The organism is Micromonospora sp. WMMD1076, from assembly GCF_029581475.1.
Classification (GTDB): domain Bacteria; phylum Actinomycetota; class Actinomycetes; order Mycobacteriales; family Micromonosporaceae; genus Micromonospora; species Micromonospora aurantiaca.
Map to the genome: position 1 here is coordinate 3,334,179 of NZ_CP120862.1, position 20,843 is coordinate 3,355,021.

The 20,843-nt window shown below is 72.0% G+C and carries 12 protein-coding genes; 8 read left to right on the plus strand and 4 right to left on the minus strand.

Features of this window, described 5'->3' with window-relative positions; genetic code table 11:
- Positions 1 to 20 precede the first annotated feature (20 nt).
- Positions 21 to 3,152 (plus strand): GH92 family glycosyl hydrolase, encoded by a 3,132-nt coding sequence (locus O7622_RS16045; RefSeq protein ID WP_282308975.1) that lies wholly within the window; start codon positions 21 to 23, stop codon positions 3,150 to 3,152.
- A gap of 168 nt (positions 3,153 to 3,320) precedes the next feature.
- Here the strand turns inward: O7622_RS16045 and O7622_RS16050 are convergent, their stop codons facing one another.
- Both O7622_RS16050 and O7622_RS16055 read right to left on the minus strand, forming a co-directional pair.
- Entirely contained in the window at positions 3,321 to 4,859 is a 1,539-nt protein-coding gene (locus tag O7622_RS16050; protein WP_282308976.1) for a ricin-type beta-trefoil lectin domain protein, read from the minus strand.
- Positions 4,860 to 4,996: 137 nt separating this feature from the next.
- On the minus strand, positions 4,997 to 7,351 hold the full coding sequence (locus O7622_RS16055; protein WP_282308977.1) for an AbfB domain-containing protein: 2,355 nt from the start codon (positions 7,349 to 7,351) through the stop codon (positions 4,997 to 4,999).
- Positions 7,352 to 7,675: 324 nt separating this feature from the next.
- Between O7622_RS16055 and O7622_RS16060 the strand changes: the two genes are divergently transcribed.
- The 5 genes from O7622_RS16060 (at position 7,676) to O7622_RS16080 (ending at position 13,402) form a co-directional block, all read left to right on the plus strand.
- Complete coding sequence (locus tag O7622_RS16060; RefSeq protein ID WP_282308978.1) at positions 7,676 to 8,752, plus strand: ABC transporter substrate-binding protein; 1,077 nt, start codon at positions 7,676 to 7,678, stop codon at positions 8,750 to 8,752.
- 71 nt (positions 8,753 to 8,823) lie between these two features.
- Positions 8,824 to 10,365, plus strand: a complete 1,542-nt coding sequence (locus O7622_RS16065) for a sugar ABC transporter ATP-binding protein (RefSeq protein WP_282308979.1) — start codon at positions 8,824 to 8,826, stop codon at positions 10,363 to 10,365.
- On the plus strand, positions 10,352 to 11,326 hold the full coding sequence (locus O7622_RS16070; RefSeq protein WP_282308980.1) for an ABC transporter permease: 975 nt from the start codon (positions 10,352 to 10,354) through the stop codon (positions 11,324 to 11,326). Before O7622_RS16065 ends, O7622_RS16070 begins: the two co-directional genes overlap by 14 nt.
- Positions 11,323 to 12,345 carry an ABC transporter permease gene (locus O7622_RS16075; RefSeq protein WP_282308981.1) on the plus strand — a complete coding sequence of 341 codons (1,023 nt, stop codon included), beginning with the start codon at positions 11,323 to 11,325 and terminating at the stop codon, positions 12,343 to 12,345. The genes O7622_RS16070 and O7622_RS16075 overlap by 4 nt, the downstream gene beginning before the upstream one ends.
- Before the next feature lie 46 nt (positions 12,346 to 12,391).
- On the plus strand, positions 12,392 to 13,402 hold the full coding sequence (locus O7622_RS16080; protein ID WP_282308982.1) for a LacI family DNA-binding transcriptional regulator: 1,011 nt from the start codon (positions 12,392 to 12,394) through the stop codon (positions 13,400 to 13,402).
- 43 nt (positions 13,403 to 13,445) lie between these two features.
- On the opposite strand, the gene O7622_RS16085 is transcribed toward O7622_RS16080, so the two are convergent.
- Positions 13,446 to 13,616, minus strand: a complete 171-nt coding sequence (locus tag O7622_RS16085; protein WP_282308983.1) for a ricin-type beta-trefoil lectin domain protein — start codon at positions 13,614 to 13,616, stop codon at positions 13,446 to 13,448.
- Between the two features lie 20 nt (positions 13,617 to 13,636).
- On the opposite strand from O7622_RS16085, the gene O7622_RS16090 reads away from it, so the two are divergent.
- Positions 13,637 to 13,924 (plus strand): hypothetical protein, encoded by a 288-nt coding sequence (locus O7622_RS16090; protein WP_282308984.1) that lies wholly within the window; start codon positions 13,637 to 13,639, stop codon positions 13,922 to 13,924.
- A gap of 138 nt (positions 13,925 to 14,062) precedes the next feature.
- Here the strand turns inward: O7622_RS16090 and O7622_RS16095 are convergent, their stop codons facing one another.
- On the minus strand, positions 14,063 to 17,200 hold the full coding sequence (locus tag O7622_RS16095; RefSeq protein WP_282308985.1) for a hypothetical protein: 3,138 nt from the start codon (positions 17,198 to 17,200) through the stop codon (positions 14,063 to 14,065).
- 208 nt (positions 17,201 to 17,408) lie between these two features.
- Between O7622_RS16095 and O7622_RS16100 the strand changes: the two genes are divergently transcribed.
- The gene (locus O7622_RS16100) at positions 17,409 to 20,831 is read left to right on the plus strand and encodes a BTAD domain-containing putative transcriptional regulator (protein ID WP_282308986.1); all 3,423 of its coding nucleotides are present in this window, start codon (positions 17,409 to 17,411) and stop codon (positions 20,829 to 20,831) included.
- Positions 20,832 to 20,843 lie beyond the last annotated feature (12 nt).

Here is a 20,843-nt window from a genome sequence, read left to right on the forward strand (position 1 = left end):
CTCGAAGGAGGGTCCGCCTCATGCCCCGATCAGGCCCGTCCCGTCTGCCCAGCCTCCTGGCCGCCGCCGTCACCGGCGCGTCCGCGCTCGTCGCGGTCGCCGCTCCGGCCGCCGCGGCGCCGCTGAACCTGACCCCGTACGTGAACCCGTTCATCGGCACCGACGACAGCAACGCCCCGAACCCCGTCGGCGGCGGTGCCGGTGGCAGCACCGTCCCGGGACCGATCCAGCCGTTCGGCATGGTGCAGCTCAGCCCGGACACCCCGACCGCCTCGCCGTCCGGCTACCGCGCCAGCGACACCCAGATCGAGGAGTTCAGCCTCACCCACTTCAACGGCGCCGGGTGCGCGAACAACGAGGATCTCGGCATCCTGCCGATCACCGGCGGGCTGGGCGCGTCTCCCGGCACCTCCTGGACCTCCTACCGGGCCACCCAGGACAAGAGTCAGGAACAGGCCCGGCCCGGCTTCTACCGGGCGGTGCTGAGCAACTACGGGAACACCCGGGTGGAGGCCACCGCCACCACCCGCACCGCCGCCCTGCGGATGACCTACCCGGGGACCAGCAGCGCCCGGGTGCTGGTCAACACCAGCCGCAGCGCCACCGGCAACCGATCCGGCACCATCACGATCAACGGCAGCACGGTCACCGGCAGCGTCACGGGTGGTGGCTTCTGCGGCAACTCGAAGACCTACCAGATCTTCTACCGGATCGAGTTCGACCGGGCGCCGACCGGAGTGGGCACCTGGCTCGGCGGCACGGTCTCCGCCGGCAGCACGTCCGCCAGTGGCACGAACTCCGGCGGCTACCTCACGTTCGACACCTCGTCGAACGCGGTCGTGCAGATGAAGGTCGGCATCTCGTTCGTCAGCGCGGCGGGCGCGGCGGCCAACCTCGCCGCCGAGCAGTCCGGCTTCGCCTTCGACCAGGTGCGGAGCGACGCCGACGCCGAGTGGAACACGCTGCTCAACCGGGTGCAGGTCAGCGGCGGGGCCGCGGCCGACCTGCAGAAGTTCTACACCGCGCTGTACCGCGTCTTCATCAACCCCAACCTGTCGAATGATGTCGACGGGCGCTACCGCGGCTTCGACAACGCGATCCACAGCGCGAGCCATCCCGTCTACCAGAACTACTCCGGATGGGACATCTACCGCTCCTGGTCGGCCCTGATCGCCTTCCTCGCCCCGCGCGAGGCAGCCGACATCGCCAAGTCCATGGTGCTCGACGGCCAGCAGGGCGGCCTGCTGCCCAAGTGGTCGCACAACACCAACGAGGCGTTCGTGATGACGGGTGACCCGGGGCCGATCATCGTGGACAGCCTCTACCAGTTCGGCGTGCGCGACTTCGACACCGCGGCGGCGTTGGCGCTGATGAAGAAGAGCTCCGCGGGCGGCACCATGCAGGGCAGCCCGATCCGGGGCCGCCAGAGCACGTACGAGCAACGGCAGTACATCGCCGGCGATCCCTCCGACTCGCTGGAGTACTCGGCGAGCGACTTCGCCGTCGCCCGGTTCGCCAGCGCCCTCGGTGACACCGCGACGTACACCACCCACATGGGTCGCGCGCAGTGGTGGCGCAACGTCTTCAACACCGAGTCCGGCTACGTGCACCCGCGCAACGCCGACGGGAGCTGGCCGTGGCCGTTGGACCCCGCCAGTCAGTCGAACTTCGTCGAGGGCAACGCCTCGCAGTACACGTGGATGGTGCCGTACAACTTCGCCGGGCTGATCAACCTGATGGGTGGCCGGCAGACCGCCGTCCAGCGGTTGGACCACCACTTCACCCAGACCAACGGCGGGCAGTCCCAGCCCTACTTCTACATCGGCAACGAGCCGGAGCACGGCGTGCCGTGGGCCTACCACTTCGCGGCGGCGCCGGCCGGCACCAGCGCCGCCGTCCGGCGGATCATGAACGAGTCGTTCACCACCGGCGCGGGGGGCCTGCCCGGCAACGACGACCTCGGCGCCACGTCGGCGTGGTTCGTCTGGTCGGCACTCGGGATGTACCCTCCGACACCGGGCGCGGACACGCTGGCGCTGCACGGGCCCCTGTTCCCGTCCGTGCTGGTCGACCGTCCGGCCGGGGACGTGCAGATCACCGGCGCGAACGCCGGGCAGGGGAACCAGTACGTCCAGGCCCTGTCCCTCGACGGCTCGGCACGGCAGCGTCCCTGGCTGCGGTACGCCGACCTGGCGGACGGTGCCACCCTCGCGTACACCATGGGCGGCGCGCCCTCGGCGTGGGGCACGAACCCGGCGGACGTGCCGCCGTCGTTCACCGACGGCGCCACCCCGCCGCCGGCCGCCCCGGAACTCGGCGCGAACCTCGCCGCCGGCCGGCCGGCGACCGGGTCGGCAGCCTGCGCCGGCGCCGAGGGGCCGGAGAAGGCGTTCGACGGCCGCCTCGGCGGCGCCAGCAAGTGGTGCTCGCTCGCCGCCGACAAGTTCCTCCAGGTGGACCTCGGATCGGCGCAGGCCGTGCGTTCCTTCGTGGTCAAGCACGCCGGTCTCGGCGGCGAGACCACCGGTTGGAACACCGGCGCCTATACGATCGCGACCAGCACCGACGGGACGACGTGGACGAACCGGGTCTCGGTCAGCGGCAACCGGTCCAGCCGCACCTACCACCCGATCGCGTCGGCGACCGCCCGCTACGTGCGCCTGGCGATCACCGCGCCGACCAACAACGGCAACAGCGCCGCCCGCATCGACGAGTTCGAGGTGTACGGCGGCACCAATCTGGCGCTGAACCGGCCGGCCACGGCCGACTCGCAGTGTGCCGCCACCGAGGGGCCGGAGAAGGCCGTCAACGGCAGCGTCGCGGGCGGCGCCGCCGACAAGTGGTGCTCCACCGGTGCGAGCCGGTTCCTCCGCGTCGACCTCGGGGCCAGCCGGGCGATCACGTCGATCGGCGTGTTCCACGCCGGTGCCGGCGGTGAGAACCGGGCGTGGAACACGCGCGACTTCGACCTGCAGGTGTCCGGCGACGGTACGACGTGGACGACGGTGGCGGCGGTACGGGGCAACACCGCGGACGCCACGGAGCACCCGCTCGCGGCCAGTGGCCGGTACGTCCGGGTGGCCGTGCTGACCCCCACCCAGAACGGTGACCCGGCCGCCCGGCTGTACGAGCTGCAGGTGTTCGGGACCTGAACGGTAGGCGGCCGGCTGGTCGGCGCGGGACCGGGTTCCTGCGCCGTCAGCCGGCCGCCGGGTGGAACCCAAGGGTGGCGCCTGCGCTGACTGCCCCTGAGCGGCACGGCGTCCCGCCGTCGGCCCACTTCGGACCGGCCCGGACGGGACGCCGTGTCATGCCTGCGATCAGCCGGTGCGCCACTTCTGGTTGGCGGTGCCGGCGCACTCCCAGAGTTGCAACCGGGCACCGTCGTTGCCGTTCCAGTCCTTGATGTCGACGCACTTGTTGGCCTGCGGGTTGACCAGGTCACCGGCGGCGGACAGCACGAACTGCTGGGCCGGGTTGCCGCTGCAGGTGGCGATCTGGATGACCGCGCCGTTGTCCCGGGAGCCCCAGGCGACGTCCATGCACTTGTTGTTCTGCGTGCGCAGGCTGCCGCCGGTGAACGTCCATCCCTGCGCGGCCGTGCCGTTGCAGTTCCACGCCTGCAGCGGGACTCCGTCGGAGAAGTTCGAGTTCGGCACGTCGACGCACTTGTTGTTCCAGTTGCTGATGATCCGGGTGCCGGAGCCGCCCCCGCCGGTGGTGACCAGGCTGAGTCCGTAGACACCGAGGATCTCGTTGACCGGCTGGAACCACATGGTGCCGCCGGTGGTGCAGTTGCCGGATCCGCCGGAGGTGACTCCCTGGGCCTGGTCGCCGGAGAGCCAGGCGCCGCCGGAGTCACCGCCCTCGGCGCAGGCGTTGCTGCGGCTGAGCCCGTGGACTGCGCCCTGCGCGTAGTTGACCGTCTCCTCCCGGCCCAGCAGCGTGCCGCACCGCCAGCCGGTCGTGCGTCCCGACCGGCACACGGAACTGCCGATCACCGCGTCCCGGGATCCGGCGACGGGAGCGTTGCCGCCGGCGTAGTTGTTCACCCAGGGCCGCGGCGTCCAGTCGGCGTTGGTGCGGACCCAGGCGTAGTCGTTGCCCGGGAACGACGAGCCGGCGAAGGTGCCCTGGGCGGCGTTGTTGAAGCCGCGGGTGGGGCTGCCGGCGGCTCCGCAGTGTCCTGCGGTGACGAAGCCGCCGACCACGGCGAAGCCGACGGAGCAGAGCACGTTGCCGTTGATGACGAACTGGTCGCCGCCGCGGATGTCGTACATCGGGCGCGGCGCGTCGGGCGCCGGCGCGTAGCGGACGAGCGCGTCGGCGAGACCGGCGCCGCGCACGAACGCTCGGCCGGCGCGTTCCTGCCCCGGTGCGACCCGCACGACCACCTGGTTGGCGGCGACGTCCACGTACCAGCCGCGAACGGCGGCCCCGGGCGGTTGGTCGGCGGCGCTCCGGTCCAGGGCGGTACGCGCCGATGTCAGGCTCGTGAGCGTCCGAGGGACGAGCCTGGGCCGGGCTCCCTCGGCCCGCACCGCGTCCGCCGCGGCGGCGTCGGTGACGGCGACCGTGAGCGGGCCGTCCGTCTCCAGCCACGAGCCGGCGTACCCGGTGCCGAGGCGTGAGCGCAGCCGTCGGTCGACCACCGCCGCGGCGGCCTCGGCCGTGAGCCGGGCGGTGAGTTGATCGTCGGTCAGGTGCAGGTCGCGGCGCATCGCGGCGGCCATGCCGAGCGGCAGGCCGGCCACGGCCGATCGCGCTTCGGCGTGGTCGGCGCTGTGGGCCGCCGCTGGGGCGGCCGGGGCAGACAGCCCCAGCAACGCGGCGGTGAGCAGCGCAGTTGTCCTGATCATCGAACTCCTTCCGGTTGTTCGTGACGCGCCGGAGACGGCGCGGGAGAGCGCTCTCAGGGTGAAACCGTAAACAATCCTTGTCAATAGAGCGAACTCGATTCCCGCTGTGGCCGAACGGCGTCCTGGACCCGTCCGCCTCAGGGCGCCCAGGGTGTCGTGATGTTCCAGGTGCTGTCCGCGGCCCACGACGTGGGGGAGTTCCACGCCTCACCGCCCGTGCCGTTGCTCAGCCAGACCTCCGAGTTGTAGTGCCGCAGGTACTTGCCGCGGAAGTTGTAGGACTCCAACGAGACGCCGCTACCCGTGACGCCGACCCGGGCGCACCAGGTGGCATCCGCGCGCAGCAGCGCCGAGCCGTCGTTCGGTGAGTTGCGCACGCGCGAGTCCTGGTGCCGGAGGAACTGCCCCGGATAGTTGACCGACTCGAACGAGTAGCACGCCGGGTCGGCCAGACCGGCCCGGACCGTGTAGGTCGCGTCGTTCTTGAGCAGCGCGGAACTGCCCGCGTCGACCACTTCGGTGTAGGCCAGGCTGTCCCGGTGCCGCAGGTACCGGTTGGTGAAACCGGGCGTCGTGACCTGGAAGGAACGACGGATGTTCAGTGGCAGTGCCACCGGCGCCGAGCTGCCGATCGACCTCGACGCGTTGATGAGCGCGAGATTGGCGGCCCGCACCCGGGCCTGGTCCATCTTGACCACCTGCCGGTCGTAGGTGAGGAAGCCGTTCAGCTCACCCTCCTGGTCGGCGATCTCGGTGTAGACCGAGGCGCTCAGCCCCTTGCCGAGCATCAGGTTCTGCGTGCCCTGCACCAGACCGATGTACCGGTTGGTCAGCGCCGTGGAGTTCGGCTGCCACTCGTAGGCGAAGAAGTTGCCGTTCGGGCTCCACTCGTGTCCGGGCGCACGCAGGCCCAGGCCGCCGAACTCACCGAGCACGGCGATCCGGCTGCTCGACGGCACCGGCGAGTCCGGCCCCAGGTAGACGTGCCAGTCGTCGATGTCGCCGTTGCCCGGGTTACCCAACGACTGGCAACAGTTGTAACCGCTGTGCGCGTTGACGAGCCGGGTCGGGTCCTGGTTCTTCACGTTCTGGGCGACCCGGCGGGTGTCGGCCAGCGCGCGCTCGCCCCACCCCTCGTTGTAGACGGTGTAGGTGACCACCGCCGGTGAGCTGCGGTGCTCGTCGACGATCTCGCGGGCCTCGGTCTCGAGCTGCGCCTGCTGCGCGTCGGTCGCGTTGATGTCCTGCGCGGTCAGCGACGGGACGTCCTGCCACACCAGCAGGCCGAGCCGGTCGGCGTGGTAGAACCAGCGCTGCGGTTCGACCTTGATGTGTTTGCGCACCATGTTGAAGCCCAGGTTCTTGTGCTTCTGCAGGTCGAAGGCGAGCGCGGCGTCGGTGGGCGCGGTGTAGATGCCGTCCGGCCAGAACCCCTGGTCCAGCGTGCCGACCTGGAAGACGAACTGGCCGTTGAGCTTGGGCCGCAGGACACCGTTGACCACACCGGTGCTGATCTCGCGCATGCCGAAGTAGTGCGTGGTCCGGTCGGCCTGACCGCCCGCCGCGTTGCGCAGGGTGACCCGCAGGTTGTAGAGGAACGGGTCGTCGGGCGACCACCGGCGGGCGTTCGGCACGGGAACCTTGAACTCGGTGAATCCGCCGGTGGCGGATCCGACCACTGTGGTGCCGTCGAGCGCCTCGGCCAGGACGCTGTGACCACCGACATCGCCGCGGCTGAAGACCCGTACACGAAGGGTGTTGTCGGTCAGGCTCGGATAGAGGTCGACGCTGCTGATCGAGGCCGCCGGCACCGGTTCCAGCCACACCGTCTGCCAGATGCCCGAACTCGGCGTGTAGAAGATGCCGCCGGGCTGCTTGGTCTGCTTGCCGATCGGCGGCAGGCTGCCGTTCTGCCGGCTGTCGGTCGGATCCCACACCTTCACCACGATCTCGTTGGCGCCGCCCCGCAGTTGCGGGGTGACGTCGAAGGTGAAGGCGTCGTAGCCGCCGGTGTGGCCACCGACCGCGGTGCCGTTGACCCAGACGGTGGTCTGCCAGTCGACGGCGCCGAAGTGCAGCAGGACGCGGCGTCCGCTCCAGTTCGCGGGCACCGTCACGGTGCGCCGGTAGAACAGGTAGTTGCGGTTGTCGCCGGCGGACCGTTGCACTCCGGACAGCGCGCTCTCCACCGGGAAGGGCACGTTGACCCGCTCGGGCAGGTCGGTGTTGAACTGCGGGGCGTCGTCGGTGGCGGACTGTCGTAGCTGCCACTCGCCGTTGAGGTTGAGCCAGTCCGGCCGGGTCATCTGCGGTCTCGGGTACTCGGGCAGTGGTGTGCCGTTGAGCGCCTGGGCGGTCCACGGTGTGGTCAGCGGTGGGTTCTTCGCCGGCGCGGCGCCGGCCGGCACGGGCGGCGCCGTGAGCAGCCCGGCGACCACGGCGAGGACGGCCAGCAGGGATGCGGTGCGGCGGACGGGGTCGGGACGTGTCATGCCGTCTCCATCGGGTGGGCCGTCAGGGCCGGGTGGCGCCGTGGCGGCTGGCGGTGAGGTGTCGGGGCGGCCATTCGGTCCGGTCCCGGCCGGGCGCGGATGTCGGTGGGATCTCCGGGAGCGAACGGTGGCGATCGTATTGACTTCCTTGGCTACCCGTATAACGTTATAGAGGCCCGACGGACAACCCGTCAATCCTCTTTCATCGATGCGTCACAACGCACCGACAGTGATCACCACACCATCGCCCCCGGCTGCCCGGCTCGCGTTCCGCGCGTCGTCATCCGTCGCCGGGTTGGTCCACCATGCGTGAGGAGTCATCACATGAGCACCGGAAAGAAGGCCCTGACCCACCTGTCGGTCGCGCTGCTCGCCGCCTCGGCGTTGCTGACCGGCTGCACCAAGAGCGAGACCGACGGCACCCCCGCCCCGGCCGGCAGCGGCGGTGAGCAGCAGGTCGCCTCCGCCGCGCCGGGCGGAGCGAGCTGCACGTTGGACGCCTACGGCGTGCCGAAGCTCGACCTCGCCAACGCCGTCGTGGGCTTCTCGCAGTCGGAGAAGGAGGCCAATCCCTTCCGGATCGCCGAGACGCAGTCCATCCGGGACGAGGCGGCCAGGGCCGGGGTGAAGAAGCTGCTGGTCACCAACGCGCAGTCGCAGCTCTCCAAGCAGATCAGCGACATCCAGGACATGCTGGCGCAGGGTGCCCAGTTCCTCATCGTCGCGCCACTCAACAGCGACGGCCTGGAGCCGGCCCTGCAGGCGGCAGCGGCCAAGAAGGTCCCGGTCCTCACCATCGACCGCAAGATCAACGCAACGAGCTGCAAGGATTACCTGGCCTTCCTGGGCTCGGACTTCGTCGCGCAGGGCAAGCGGGCCGCCGACGCGATGATCAAGGTCACCGGTGGCAAGGGCAAGGTCGCCATCCTGCTCGGCTCCTCGGGCAACAACGTGACCACCGACCGGACCAACGGCTTCGTCGACCAGATCAAGGCGACCGCGCCCGGTCTCGAAATCGTCGCCCAGCAGACCGGCGAGTTCGCCCGGGACAAGGGCCAGGCGGTGATGGAGCAGCTCATCTCCAGCAACCCCGACATCACCGCGGTGTACGCCGAGAACGACGAGATGGCCCTCGGCGCGGTCACGGCGCTGCGGTCCGCGGGCAAGAACCCGGGCAAGGACGTCAAGATCGTATCGATCGACGGCACCCGTAACGCCGTCCAGGGGATCGTCGACGGCACCATCAACGCGGTGATCGAGTCCAACCCGCGATTCGGGCCGCTGGCCTTCAAGACCGCGCAGGACTTCTACGCCGGCACCCCGATACCGGAGAACGTCATCATCTCCGACCGGGAGTACGCCGCGGACAACGCCCGCGAGTCGCTCGGCAACGCCTACTGACCGTCCGGTCCGGGCCGGTGCGCCGCCGGGCGCGCCGGCCCGGTCGTCCTGTCTCACGAGGGAAGACCGACATGACTGACGACGCGGTGGCGTCCGTGCTCGAGGTGCGGGGCGTCACCAAGAAGTTCCCGGGTGTGCTCGCGCTGGACGGCGTGGAACTGACACTGCGCCCCGGCGAGGTGCACGCGCTGGTCGGCGAGAACGGCGCCGGCAAGTCGACACTGATCAAGGTGATCACCGGTGTCTACCAGCCGGACGGCGGCGCCGTGCGTTACCTCGGCGAACCGGTGGCCTTCGATCGGCCACTGGACGCGCAGCGCGCCGGCATCTCGACCATCTACCAGGAGGTCAACCTCATCCCGCTGATGAGCGTGGCCCGCAACCTCTTCCTCGGCCGGGAACCTCGCCGGTACGGCCTGGTCGACGTGGCGCGGATGAACCGCCAGGCCGGCGAGGTGCTCTCCCGCTACGGCATCGAGGTCGACGTCACCCGCCCGCTGCGCTCGCTGAGCCTGGCCGCCCAGCAGATGGTCGCGCTGGCCCGGGCGGTGGCCGTCGACGCCCGCGTGCTCATCATGGACGAGCCGACGTCGTCGCTCGAACCGCACGAGGTGGCCACCCTGTTCGAGGTGGTGCGGCGGCTGAGCGCCCGAGGCATCGCTGTGCTCTACGTCAGTCACCGCCTCGACGAACTCTACGACCTGTGCGACCGGATCACCGTCCTGCGCGACGGCCGGACCGTACACACCGGCACACTGGCCGAGCTGGACCGGCTCCAGCTCGTGGCGCACATGCTGGGGCGCAGCCTGACCCAGGTCGCCCGGGAGGGCGTCACCGCCTTCACCGGCCACGGGCCGGTAGACGGCGCCCCGGTCCTGCACGCCGACGGTCTGCGCAAGCGGCACGCGCTCGACGACGTCTCGTTCACCGTCGCCGGTGGAGAGGTGGTCGGGCTCGGCGGGCTGCTCGGATCCGGCCGGTCGGAGACGGTCAAGGCCATCGTCGGCGAGCTGCCGCTGGACGCCGGCCGCGTCGTCGTGGACGGCCGGCAGATCCGCCGGCCCACGCCCGCCGCCGCGCTGCGCGCGGGCGTCGCGCTGCTGCCCGAGGACCGCAAGGCCGAGGGCATCATCCCCGAGCTGTCGGTACGGGAGAACATCGTGCTGGCGGCGATGCCGCGGCTCGCCCGGGCCGGGATGATCAGCCGGGCGCGTCAGGACCGCATCGTCGAGACGTTCATGCGGCGGCTGCGGATCCGGGCGTCCGGTCCCGAGCAACGGGTGGGTGAGCTGTCCGGCGGCAACCAGCAGAAGGTACTGCTCGCCCGGTGGCTCTGCCTCAACCCGCGGCTGCTGCTGCTCGACGAGCCGACCCGGGGCATCGACGTGGGTGCCAAGGCCGAGGTGCAGGCGCTCGTCGCCGAACTCGCCCGGGACGGTCTGGCCGTCGTGCTCATCTCCTCCGACCTCGAGGAACTGGTCGAGGGCGCCGACCGGGTGGTCGTGCTGCGAGCCGGCACCGTGGTCGGCGAACTGACCGGCGACGACGTCTCGGAGGACGCCATCATGACCCGGCTCGCCGCCGACAGGGAGGACCGCGATGAAGACCGCTGAGGCGGGGCCCGCGCTCGATCGGCCTCTCGACCGGGCGGTGCTGACCCGGTACGTGCAGGACTACGGCGTCTACGTGGCCGTCCTCGCGTTGCTGCTGTTCAACGCCGCGTTCACCGAGAACTTCGTCGAGCTCGGCAACTTGCGCACCCAGCTCGTGCAGGTCGCCCCGGTCCTGATCGTGGCGCTGGGCATGGCCCTGGTCATCGGCAGCGAGGGCATCGACCTGTCGGTGGGGTCGGTGATGGCATTGGCGGCCGCGGTACTGCCGCTCTACCTGGGGTTCGGCGCGGTGCCGGCGATCGCCGTGGCGCTGCTGGCCGGAGTCGCCGCCGGCGCGCTGAACGGCACCCTCGTCGCGGTGGTCGGTCTGCAACCGATCGTGGCGACCCTCGCCCTGCTCGTGGCGGGCCGGGGGATCGCGCTGGTCATCGCCGACGGTCAGCTCAAGCAGATCCGCAACCCCGACCTGCTCGCACTAGGGAGCGAGGAGGTCCTCGGCCTGCCGGTCGTGGCGTTGATCGCCGTCGTGCTCGCGGTCGTCGTGGGGCTGCTGGTCAACCGGACCACGTACGGCCGGCAACTGGTGGCGATCGGGGGCAACCGGGCCGCCGCCCGGCTGGCCGGTCTGCCGGTACGGCGGGTCCTGGTCGTCGCCTACGTGCTGGGTGGACTGTTCGCCGCCGTGGCCGGCGTGCTGGCGACGGCCCGCCTCACCGCCAGTGACCCGTCCGCCATCGGCAACCTCATCGAACTGTCGGCCATCACCGCGGTCGTGGTCGGCGGCACTCCGCTGAGCGGCGGACGGATCCGGGTCCTCGGCACCGTGGCCGGCGCGTTGCTCATGCAGTTGCTGCGAGCCACGATGATCAAACATGATCTGCCCGACTCCACGGCACAGATGGTGCAGGCGGTCATCATCCTGGTCGCCGTCTACCTCGCCCGGCAGCGGAGGACACGATGACCGGCGTCACCGACACCACGGAACTCACCGCCGTCGCGGCACAGGCACCCCGAGCGCGTACGGCGACCAGCGAGCGCGTCGCGGCGCTCGCGCAACGGCACGGCGCTCCAGCCGTACTCCTGCTCGCCGGCGCCGTCTCGGCGCTGGTGTTCCCGGCCTTCGCCACCGCGGACAACCTGTCCGGTATCGCCATCCAGTCGGCGACCCTCGCCATCGTCGCGCTCGGCATGACCTTCGTGATCATCAGTGGCGGCATCGACCTGTCGGTCGGCTCCGTCTTCGCCCTCGGCGGGGTACTGGCCGCCTGGGCCTCGCAGTACGGCACCGTGGCGGCGTTGCTGGTACCGCTGGCCGTGTGCGGGGGGATCGGACTGCTCAACGGGTTGGTGATCGCCCGCACCGGCCTCGAACCCTTCATCGTCACGCTGGCCAGCCTGCTCGGCGCCCGCGGCCTGCTGCTCGCCATCACCGGTGAGGGGGCGACGACCTACCTCGTGCCGAAGGACGCGGCGCTGCTCGACGTCGGTCGCGGCACGCTGCTCGGCGTCGGGTACCCGGTGTTCGTCGCCGCGCTGCTCTGCGTGCTGGGGGCGTTGCTGCTGCAACGCACCGGGTACGGTCAGGCGGTGTTCGCCGTGGGTGGCAACGCGGAGGCGGCGGCGCTGATGGGTCTGCCCGTCGCGCGGGTGAAGGTCCTGACCTACGTGCTGAGCGGGCTGCTGGCCGGCCTCGCCGGCGTGCTGAACACCGCCCGGCTCGGCTCGGGCGTCACCATCCTCGGCGTCGGCCTGGAGCTGGACGCGATCGCGGCGGTGGTCATCGGCGGGACGCTGCTGATCGGGGGCGCGGGCAGCGTCAGCGGAAGTCTCTGCGGTGTGCTGCTGCTCGGTGTCATCCAGAACGTCATCAACCAGATCGGTAATCTCACCTCCTCGCTGCAGTCGGTGGTGAGCGGCGCGTTCCTGGTGGTCGTCGTCGTGACACAGACCTACCTCAGCCGGATCCGGCGGCTGCGGTGAGGCCGAGCCGGGAACCGGCGGGCGGTGCGGGCGGAAGGGACGGCACATGGGGGTGAGCCTGAAGGACATCGCGGAGCGGGCGGGGGTCTCACTCGCCACCGTCTCCAACGTGGTCAACGGCTACCGGCCGGTGGGGGAGAGCACCCGGCAGCGCGTGCAGCAGGCCATCGACGAGCTGGGCTACACCCCCAACCTGAGCGCGCGGCACCTGCGCCGCGGCCGCACCGGGCTGATCGCGCTGGCCATTCCCGAGTTGACCAACCCGTACTTCGCCGAGCTGGCCGACGTGGCCATCCGGGAGGCCGCCGGTCTCGGGTACACGCTGCTGATGGAGAACACCGCCGGCGACCGGGCCGAGGAGCTGACGCTGCTGGACGGAGCGCAGCGGCACATCATCGACGGCCTCATCCTCAGTCCGGTGGCGATCGGCCGGGAGGAGGTGCTGGGCCGCCGGGCCCAGTTGCCGCTGGTGCTGATCGGTGAGGGCGTCTACGACGTGCCGTACGACCACATCGCCATCGACAACGTCGCGGCGAGCCGGACGGCGACCGCGCACCTGGTGTCGCTGGGGCGGCGGCGGATCGCGTTCATCGGCGCCGCGCCCGGGGACGACCGGCAGTCCGCGCACCTGCGCATCCGGGGCTACCGGGAGGCGCTCGCCGCAGCGGGAATTCCGATCGACCTCCGCCTCGTCGCATCCACCGAGCAGTTCGGCCGATCGGACGGCGAGCACGCCATGCGCCACCTGCTGGGCCTGGACGACCCCCCCGACGCCGTGCTCGCGTACAACGACCTGACCGCCATCGGTGCCCTGCGTGCGCTCAGCAGGGCGGGCATCGCCGTGCCGGCCGAGGTGGCGGTGGCCGGGATCGACGACATCGAGGAAGGGCGCTTCAGCAATCCCACGTTGACCACCGTCGCACCGGACAAGCGGGAGATCGGCCGGCTGGCGGTCCGGCGGCTGGTGGCACGGATCGAGGGCGACGGTGGGCCGCCGGCGCACGTGCAACCCGCGTTCCGCCTGGTCGAGCGAGAGAGCACCGGCCCGGTCGGCTGACCGGCGCGGATCCCTGCCGGGCGGCAGGGATCCACGCCGCGACTCAGCCCAGTCGCCAGATCTGGTTCGACTGGTTCGTGCCGCACGCCCAGATGATCAGCTCGGTGCCGTTGGCGGTGCCCCAGCCGTCCGCGTCCAGACACCTGCCCGACTGCGGGTTGAGCAGGTCGGCGTGGTGGCCGACGTGCTGGCCTGCCGACGTGGACGGTTGCACCGCCTCGATCAGCCGCGCCGGTGCACGGGCCGGTCGAGCTGCACGCCGCGCTGGACGGCCCGCGCCTGCGCTTCGGACGGTCGGCTCCGGGCGCGGCGGTGACCTGGTGGCCGGAGGTGCTCGACGCGACCGTTCTCTCCGACGAGCACGGCACTGAGATCGTCGACGGCGTGCCCGAGGTGTGGGGCTTCACGGGAGCCTTCTTCGGTCTGTGGGTTCAGGACCTGACCGGGGGCGACGCGTACGCCGACTTCGACCGAACGACGTACCGGCGTCGAGGGCCGCACCATGCCGACCTGATCACATGACCCCGCGTTCCGGGAGACCCCGGCCGTTTTCCATCGGTCGGCCCGGTGACCCGGTGACCCGGTGACCCGGTGACCGGGTGGCCGGGTGGCCGGGGCGGTACGGTTGCCCGTCCCGCCCCGGCCACCGTGCGGCTCGGTTCAGGCCGCAGGATGCAGTGCCGCGCTGGTGGCCCGCAGCAGCCCCACCACGCTGCGCACCGACGCCAGCCCTTCCCGGTGGTTTCCGGCCGCGATCCGGCCGGACCAGTACGCGTACCGCTGCGACAGCTCGTCGCTGCGCGTCGCTGCCGCCTGGACGATGCAGGAGGCGAGCGGATCACGCGGTGCGTTCGCTCCCGTCGCGGGCGCGCAGCCGGTGCCGAACTGCTCCTGCCCGGCCAGCGGGCTCAGCCCCGAGACGTCACCCTGGCACGGATCCCAGTCCACCTGCTGGGTGCATCCGGCGTAGTTCGTCGACGCCTTCTGGTAGGCGTTCTGCAGGTGCAGGGAGCCGGTGTTGTAGCTGCTCTGGCTGCGGGGCAACCGGAAGTCGGCGGGCAGCGCCCGATCGCCGAAGAGCCGCCCGTGCAGTACGTCGTCGCGCTCGAGTGCCGATGACCACCCCAGCTCGCTGAAGATCTGCAACAGCCGTACCGCGTCGGAGACCTTCTTGCCGGCGTCCCAGAGCTGCTGGGAGAGTCCCCAGCTTCCCGCCGGCGGACGGTCCACACCGGTGCCGAGCGCCGCGACCCGGTAGAAGTAGCGCTGCTTGCCCGTCAGCATCGCCCGCACCTTGGTCCGAGCCTCGGCCAGCGCCGCGGGATTGTCCACCACAGTTCCGTGCGCCTCCACCGCGGCCCGGTACATGGTCGCCCACTTGTCCGCCATGTAGTAGTGCGGATCGCGGCAGTAGCCGGACGGCGGGTTGGCGCGCTGATCCCACAGGCAGATGTCGAGCAGCCTGGTCTTCCAGGTGACGGTGCGCACGTCCTGCCACTGGCCGCCGTTCCACTGTGCCTGCTGGTGGACGATCACCTGCAGGTCACCGTTGGTCCGCTGGCTACGGGGCCCGTCGATCACCTCGAGGTTGACGAACTCGGCCTCCACGCACGAGCGCAGTTGCGGCCGGTACGCCGGAGCCATGCCGTAGTTGCCCAGGTGGTAGACGTTCGGCAGCGCGGACCGGTTGACCGGTGCCGGGGTGGCGAACTGCGAGAAGGTGGTGCCGCAGTAGGGCATGCCGGCCACGTCCGCGATCCGGCCGGCCGCGGGGATCTCCTGGTCGGGGCTGCCCCAGATGTCGTACGAGCGCTCCCCTTCGACCCACCGTACGCCCCGGCCCACGTCCTCCAGGGCAGTGGACCAGCCGGTCGTCGCGGTGCGGTAGTCGGCGAGCAGCCGTTCGAACAGCGCGTTCGTGCCGCCGTTGGCGGCCGGGGCGCTGAACTGCCGGACCCGGCGGTTGACCGCCTCGCCGGCGGCGACCGTGGTCTGCGTCTCCGCCGCGGACAGCTGGGCCGCGTACTGCGGGTTCTGGAGTTGCAGGATGAGGTTGGCGCGGGCGCCGAGCAGCCAGGCGGAGGGATTGGCCACTCCCGAAGCCGGGCCGTCACCGGGGGCGGGCGTGAGCGCGATCCCCCGCGCGCCGGCCCACTGCGCCAGGTAGTCGATCGCCCCGGACGGCAGGGAGAGACCCACAGTGGAGACCGGGTCGGCGAGTGAGGTGCCGGTGGGGACCACGAAGGGCGCCTGCCGGGCCGCGTCCGCGGCGAAGGTGCGCGTGGGCGAGTCCGCCTTGTCGAAGTAGGTGGCGTACGAGTCGATGGCCGGCACACCCCGGGCCTCGCGGTGCACGTACAGGTCCACGCTGGTGCGCAGCGGCGCACCGGCGATCTGCTCGAAGGCCGCCTGGCTGGCCAGGGCGAGCGCGTCCACCCGCTGGTCGAGCACGATGAGCTGACCGGCGATGACCGCGAGCTGGACGCGGACCTCCGCCAGATCCCGGGCGAGCGCGTCGAGCTGTGCGGTGAGCCCGTCGTACATGACCCCGAGCATCTTCTCGATCCGGTCGAACCGGCGATCCATCCCGACCGCCAGCCGGTTGATCTGGTCGCGCAGGGCCGCGATCTGGCCGCCGGTGCCGTCGTCCGCACCGCCGCCGGAGGTGAACAGCGGAAGCAGCGTCATCGCAACGCCGACCAGTGCTCCGACCAGTGTGAACGTCGACATGGCCGCGGCCGCGAAGGTGAGACCGGCGGCGGACATGGCGGCGGTGTACGTGGTGATCGCGGTGATCGCACCGACGACCGCCTTCGCGATGGTCTCGATCTGCTTGCCGAACTGCTTGTCGACCATGCCGGCGAGCTTTCCGAGCACTGTGACGGCCTGGCCGAGCTGCTCGTTGAGCTTGCGGTCCGACTCCGCCTTGGCCTTCGCCGCCGCCTCGTCCGCGCTGGTCGGCTTGTTCGGGCCGTCGATCGGGAACCGGTCGGACTGGGCGACGGCGTCGGTCACCGCCTGCACGGTCCGCTGCCGCAACGCCGCGATCGCCACGTCCAGTTGGTTCTGCACCTCCGCCCGGTACGCGGTCCTGTCGCCGAGTCGCGCCGTGATCGCGGTCAGGTCGAGGTGCCCGGCGAGATCCGACGACTGCGCCAACTCGGCGGGCGGGGTGTCCAGGTCGAGGCCGATGCGGGAGCCGACGGCGGCGTTCCACACCTGCGTGAGGACCGGGTCGTCGGCGGCCTGCTGGTGCAGCGTGCCCCACACCGTGCCGAGGGCGCCCCGGGAAACGATCTCCCACATGTAGTCCTGGGTGCCGCTGCGGATCTGCTCGATCGGCGGGACGATCCCCTTCAGCTCCTCACCGGTGGTGCTCCGTAGCAGACCTCGCACGGTGGGCCCGCCGAGGTGCGCCGCGTCGCTGCCGGCCAGGCGCTCCATCGCCGTGCCAAGCAGATGCAGTCGCGCGGGCGACTCGTCGCCGGGTGGGACCGCGGCGGTGACCAGCCCGGTGACGGTGTCCAGGTGACCCCGGACGGTGGCGGCGTCGGCATTCGGATGCACCGCGCGCCAGTCGCTCAGCTCGGCGGCGATCACCGCGTCCACCAGGCCCTGCGTGCCCCCGTCGCGCACCTGCACGACCGCGGCGAACAGGGCGTGGTTCACCTCCTGCTCGTCGTACTGCACCGGGTCGGCCGCGATTGCCGGTCCGGTCAGCGACACGGCCAGGCTCACGCCGGTCACCGCGGCGAGCCACCGCCGGCTTCCGCGGCGGTGGCGTTGCTGTCTTCTCATGGATGTCCTCTTTCCGGCCGCACCCGGAGGGGTGCGCTGTGACACCCATGAAGCACCTCGTCGTTTGGCCGGCACTTAACGGCGCCTTGGCCTCCGATTGCCACTGTGGTGCGTGGCCGGTCCGCGCGCCCCTGATCGGCGCCGGCCGGATGCCACGAGTCAGAAAGGGGATCGTGCGGGCGGATCGCGGACCACTACGGTTTCTCGCGTGACGACGATCGGTGTGCTGGGATCGATTCGGGCCGGCCGAGACGGCACGGCGATCGACCTCGGCCCCCCGCGGCAACGCGCGGTGCTGGCCCGGCTCGTTGCTGCCGACGGGCAGGTCGTCTCGGTCGACCGGCTGGTGGACGACCTGTGGTCCGCCGATCCGCCGCCCCGCGCGCAGGCGGCCCTGCAGGTCTACGTCTCCAACCTGCGCCGGGTGCTCGAGCCGGGCCGGCCACCACGCGTGCCCGCCCGGCTGCTGGTGACCGCCGCCCCCGGCTACGCGCTGCGGCTGCCGGCCGACGCGGTGGACGCGTGGCGCTTCGAGGCTATGTTGCGCCGCTCGGCGATCACGGGCGACGCGGACCCGGCCGACATGCTCGCCGCCGTCGATGCCGCCCTGGCCTGCTGGTCCGGCCCCGCCGCCTACGCCGAGTTCGCCGGCGAACCGTGGGCCGACCGGGAGAGCGACCGGCTCGCCGGGATGCGGTCGACCGCGTTCGAGCGACGGGCCGAGGCGTTGCTCGCGCTGAACCGGCCGGATCGGGTGATCCTCGACCTGGACACGCACGTCCGTGAACATCCGCTTCGCGAGGCAGCGGCCTGCCTGCTCGCCACGGCGCTCTACCGGGTAGACCGGCAGGCGGACGCGCTGGCGGTCCTGCGCGCGACCCGTGCGGCCCTCGCCGAGCAGCTCGGCGTCGACCCCACCCCGGCGCTGCGGGCACTGGAGGTCGACCTGCTGCAGCATCACCCCCGGCTGCGCGTCGCGCCGTCGCGTCCCGCGCCCGTCGCGGCACCGGCCCGGACGGTACGCCTGCCCGCCGCGGCCGTCCGTCCGGACCGCTCGCCCGGCCCCGGCCGCGCCGACGAGCCCCTGGGCCGGGACGGCGAACTGGCCCGGCTGCGCGGGGCCGCCGACCGTGCCCGGACCGCCGGTGCGACGGTGTGCTGGTTGCACGGCGATCCCGGCGCCGGCAAGTCCACGCTGGTCCGCCACCTCGTCGACGAACTCACCGCCGCCGGCTGGGCAGCCGCCGCCGGCACGTGCCCCGACGTGGCGGGCGCGCCGCCCGGATGGGCGTGGCACGAGATCGTCGAGCGACTCGACGCCCAGGTTCCGCTCGGCGCGGCCGAACAGCGCGGCCTGCGGCTGCTGCTGGGACGGGACGGGCCGGCCGGTCCGGGCTCCGACGTCCCGGACGGCTCCGGCGGCCCGGCCGGTCCGGGCACGCCCGACGCCGCCGGTGACGGGCCGGGTGGCCGCCACGCCGAGTTCCACCTGCGGCGCAGCCTCGCCGACTACCTCCGTCGCACGGCGACCGACCAGCCGCTGCTCGTGGTGGTGGAGGACGTCCACCGGGCCGACGGAGAGACCCTGCGCATCCTGCGTCACATCACCACGACGATCGGCTCCACCGCCGTGCTGGTCGTTGTCACGTACCGCCCCACCGAGGTCACCGACGAGCTGCGCGCGGCCCGCGCGGCGCTGGCCGGCGCTCCGGCGGTCGAGCTGAGCCTCGGCGGCCTGCCCGACCGTGCCGTCGTCGACCTGTTGCACCGGCACGGTGTACCGGGAGCCGACGCGGAGGTGCTGCACGCCGTCCGCGAACGCTCGGGCGGGAATCCACTCTTCGTGGTGGAGCTGGCGAAGCTGATCGCCGCCGAGGGCCGGGAGTCCGCACTGGACGGCGTGCCGGCCGGGCTGAGTCACGTCCTGCACCGGCGGCTAGCCCGGCTGCCGGCGGCGGCCCAGACCGTGCTGCGGCAGGCCGCCGTCCTCGGACCGGAGTCGGAGGTCGACGTGCTGGTGGCGGTGGACGGCGGCGTGGAGGACACGGTGCTGGACGGCCTGGAGGCCGGTATCACAGCGGGTCTGCTGGTCGAACCCGCACCGGGCCGGGTCCGGTTCGCCCACGCGCTGATGCACGACGCCCTCTACGGCGCCGTGCCGCTGCTGCGCCGCACCCGCATGCACAGCCGTGTCCTGGCGGTGCTGCGCGAGCAGCGACCGGACGACGTCGCGGCACTGGGCCGTCACGCGCTCGCCGCGCTGACCCCGGCGAGCGCACCGGAGGCGGTACGCCACGCCGCCGGCGCCGCGCGACACGCCGCCGCGCTGGGCGCGCCCCGGGAGGCGGCGACGCTGTGGGCCGGGGCGTTACGCGCCGCCGACCTCGCGCCCGACGACGTCGCCGCGGACGTACGGCTGGGTGTGCTCTGCGGGCTGGCCGGGCAGAGCGCGCTCGCGGGCGACGTGCTGGCGGCCCGCGACGCCCGCGACCGGGCGATCCGGCTGGCCGCGGACGGCGGCGAGCCGGACGCGCTGCACACCGCACTGACCTGCTTCGACGCGCCGGTCACCTGGACGATCCGGCCGGACCGGATCGTCGACGAGCCGTTGGTGCGGCGGCTGGAGCAGGCGTTGCGGCGGGTCGGGCCGGATCGGGCCGGGCTGCGCAGCCGGCTGCTCGCCACGCTCGCGTTCGAGATCGAGGGCACCGACCTCGGACGAGCGGACACGATCACCCGGGAGGCGGTGGCGCTGGCCCGATCCGCAGGGGATCCCGAGCTGTTGTGCCGGGCCCTGAACGCCCGCTACTTCGTGGCGATCGCCCCGTCGTTCCGCGCGGAGCTGGCCGAGATCGGTGCCGAACTGCTCGCGGTCGGCGAGGCGGCCGGGCTCACCGCGTACCAGTGCGAGGCCCACCACATCCTCTATCAGGCGGCTCTGCTGCGGGCGGACCTGACCGAGGCGCGGCACCACGTCGACCAGGCCGTCGCCCAGGCCGCCTCGGGACAGTTGGGGCTGGTCCTCGCGGTGATGGGCTGGTTCGAGGGCCTCACCGCCCTGTTCGCCGGTGACCTCGATGCGGCGATGCACCGGTACACCGAGGTCAGTGAACGAATGGGTCGTATCGGTGGACCCAACGCCGCGGCGATGGGGCTGATGGGCCAGTTCACGGTCTTGACCACGGCGGGCCGGGGGCACGAGCTGATCGAGCCGCTCCGGCGGGTGCACCGCCGGGTTCCCGAGGACACCCACGACGTGCTGGCCCACGCGCTGCTCTCCGCCGGTGACGTCGCGGGCGCCCGCGAGGTGTGGCGGCCCGGGCAGCCGATCCGCCCGGACTACCTGTGGCTCTACTGGATGACGCTGCGCGGCCAGGTGGCGGCCGGACTGGCCGACCAGGAGGCGGCCCGTCGCTGCTACGCGGAACTGCTGCCGTGGGCCGGGCACTTCGCCGGGCTGGAGTGCGGGTCGATCTCGCTCGGCCCGGTGGATCAGACCCTGGCGGCGCTCGCCGTCGTCCTCGCCGACCCGGCGGCCGCCGCGGCGCACCGCGCCGCCGGGCTGAGGCTGGCCCGTGCCGTCGGCGCGGTGCCCTGGGCGGACGAGTCGGCGTACGCCGGTGTCGGCTGACATGACGGCCGT

Excerpts from the sequence above, each read along its gene's own strand:
- O7622_RS16050 (WP_282308976.1), bottom strand. The coding sequence starts at position 4,859 with ATGATCAGGACAACTGCGCTGCTCACCGCCGCGTTGCTGGGGCTGTCT.
- O7622_RS16060 (WP_282308978.1), top strand. The coding sequence starts at position 7,676 with ATGAGCACCGGAAAGAAGGCCCTGACCCACCTGTCGGTCGCGCTGCTC.
- O7622_RS16075 (WP_282308981.1), top strand. The coding sequence starts at position 11,323 with ATGACCGGCGTCACCGACACCACGGAACTCACCGCCGTCGCGGCACAG.
- O7622_RS16070 (WP_282308980.1), top strand. The coding sequence starts at position 10,352 with ATGAAGACCGCTGAGGCGGGGCCCGCGCTCGATCGGCCTCTCGACCGG.
- O7622_RS16065 (WP_282308979.1), top strand. The coding sequence starts at position 8,824 with ATGACTGACGACGCGGTGGCGTCCGTGCTCGAGGTGCGGGGCGTCACC.
- O7622_RS16095 (WP_282308985.1), bottom strand. The coding sequence starts at position 17,200 with ATGAGAAGACAGCAACGCCACCGCCGCGGAAGCCGGCGGTGGCTCGCC.
- O7622_RS16080 (WP_282308982.1), top strand. The coding sequence starts at position 12,392 with ATGGGGGTGAGCCTGAAGGACATCGCGGAGCGGGCGGGGGTCTCACTC.
- O7622_RS16045 (WP_282308975.1), top strand. The coding sequence starts at position 21 with ATGCCCCGATCAGGCCCGTCCCGTCTGCCCAGCCTCCTGGCCGCCGCC.
- O7622_RS16055 (WP_282308977.1), bottom strand. The coding sequence starts at position 7,351 with ATGACACGTCCCGACCCCGTCCGCCGCACCGCATCCCTGCTGGCCGTC.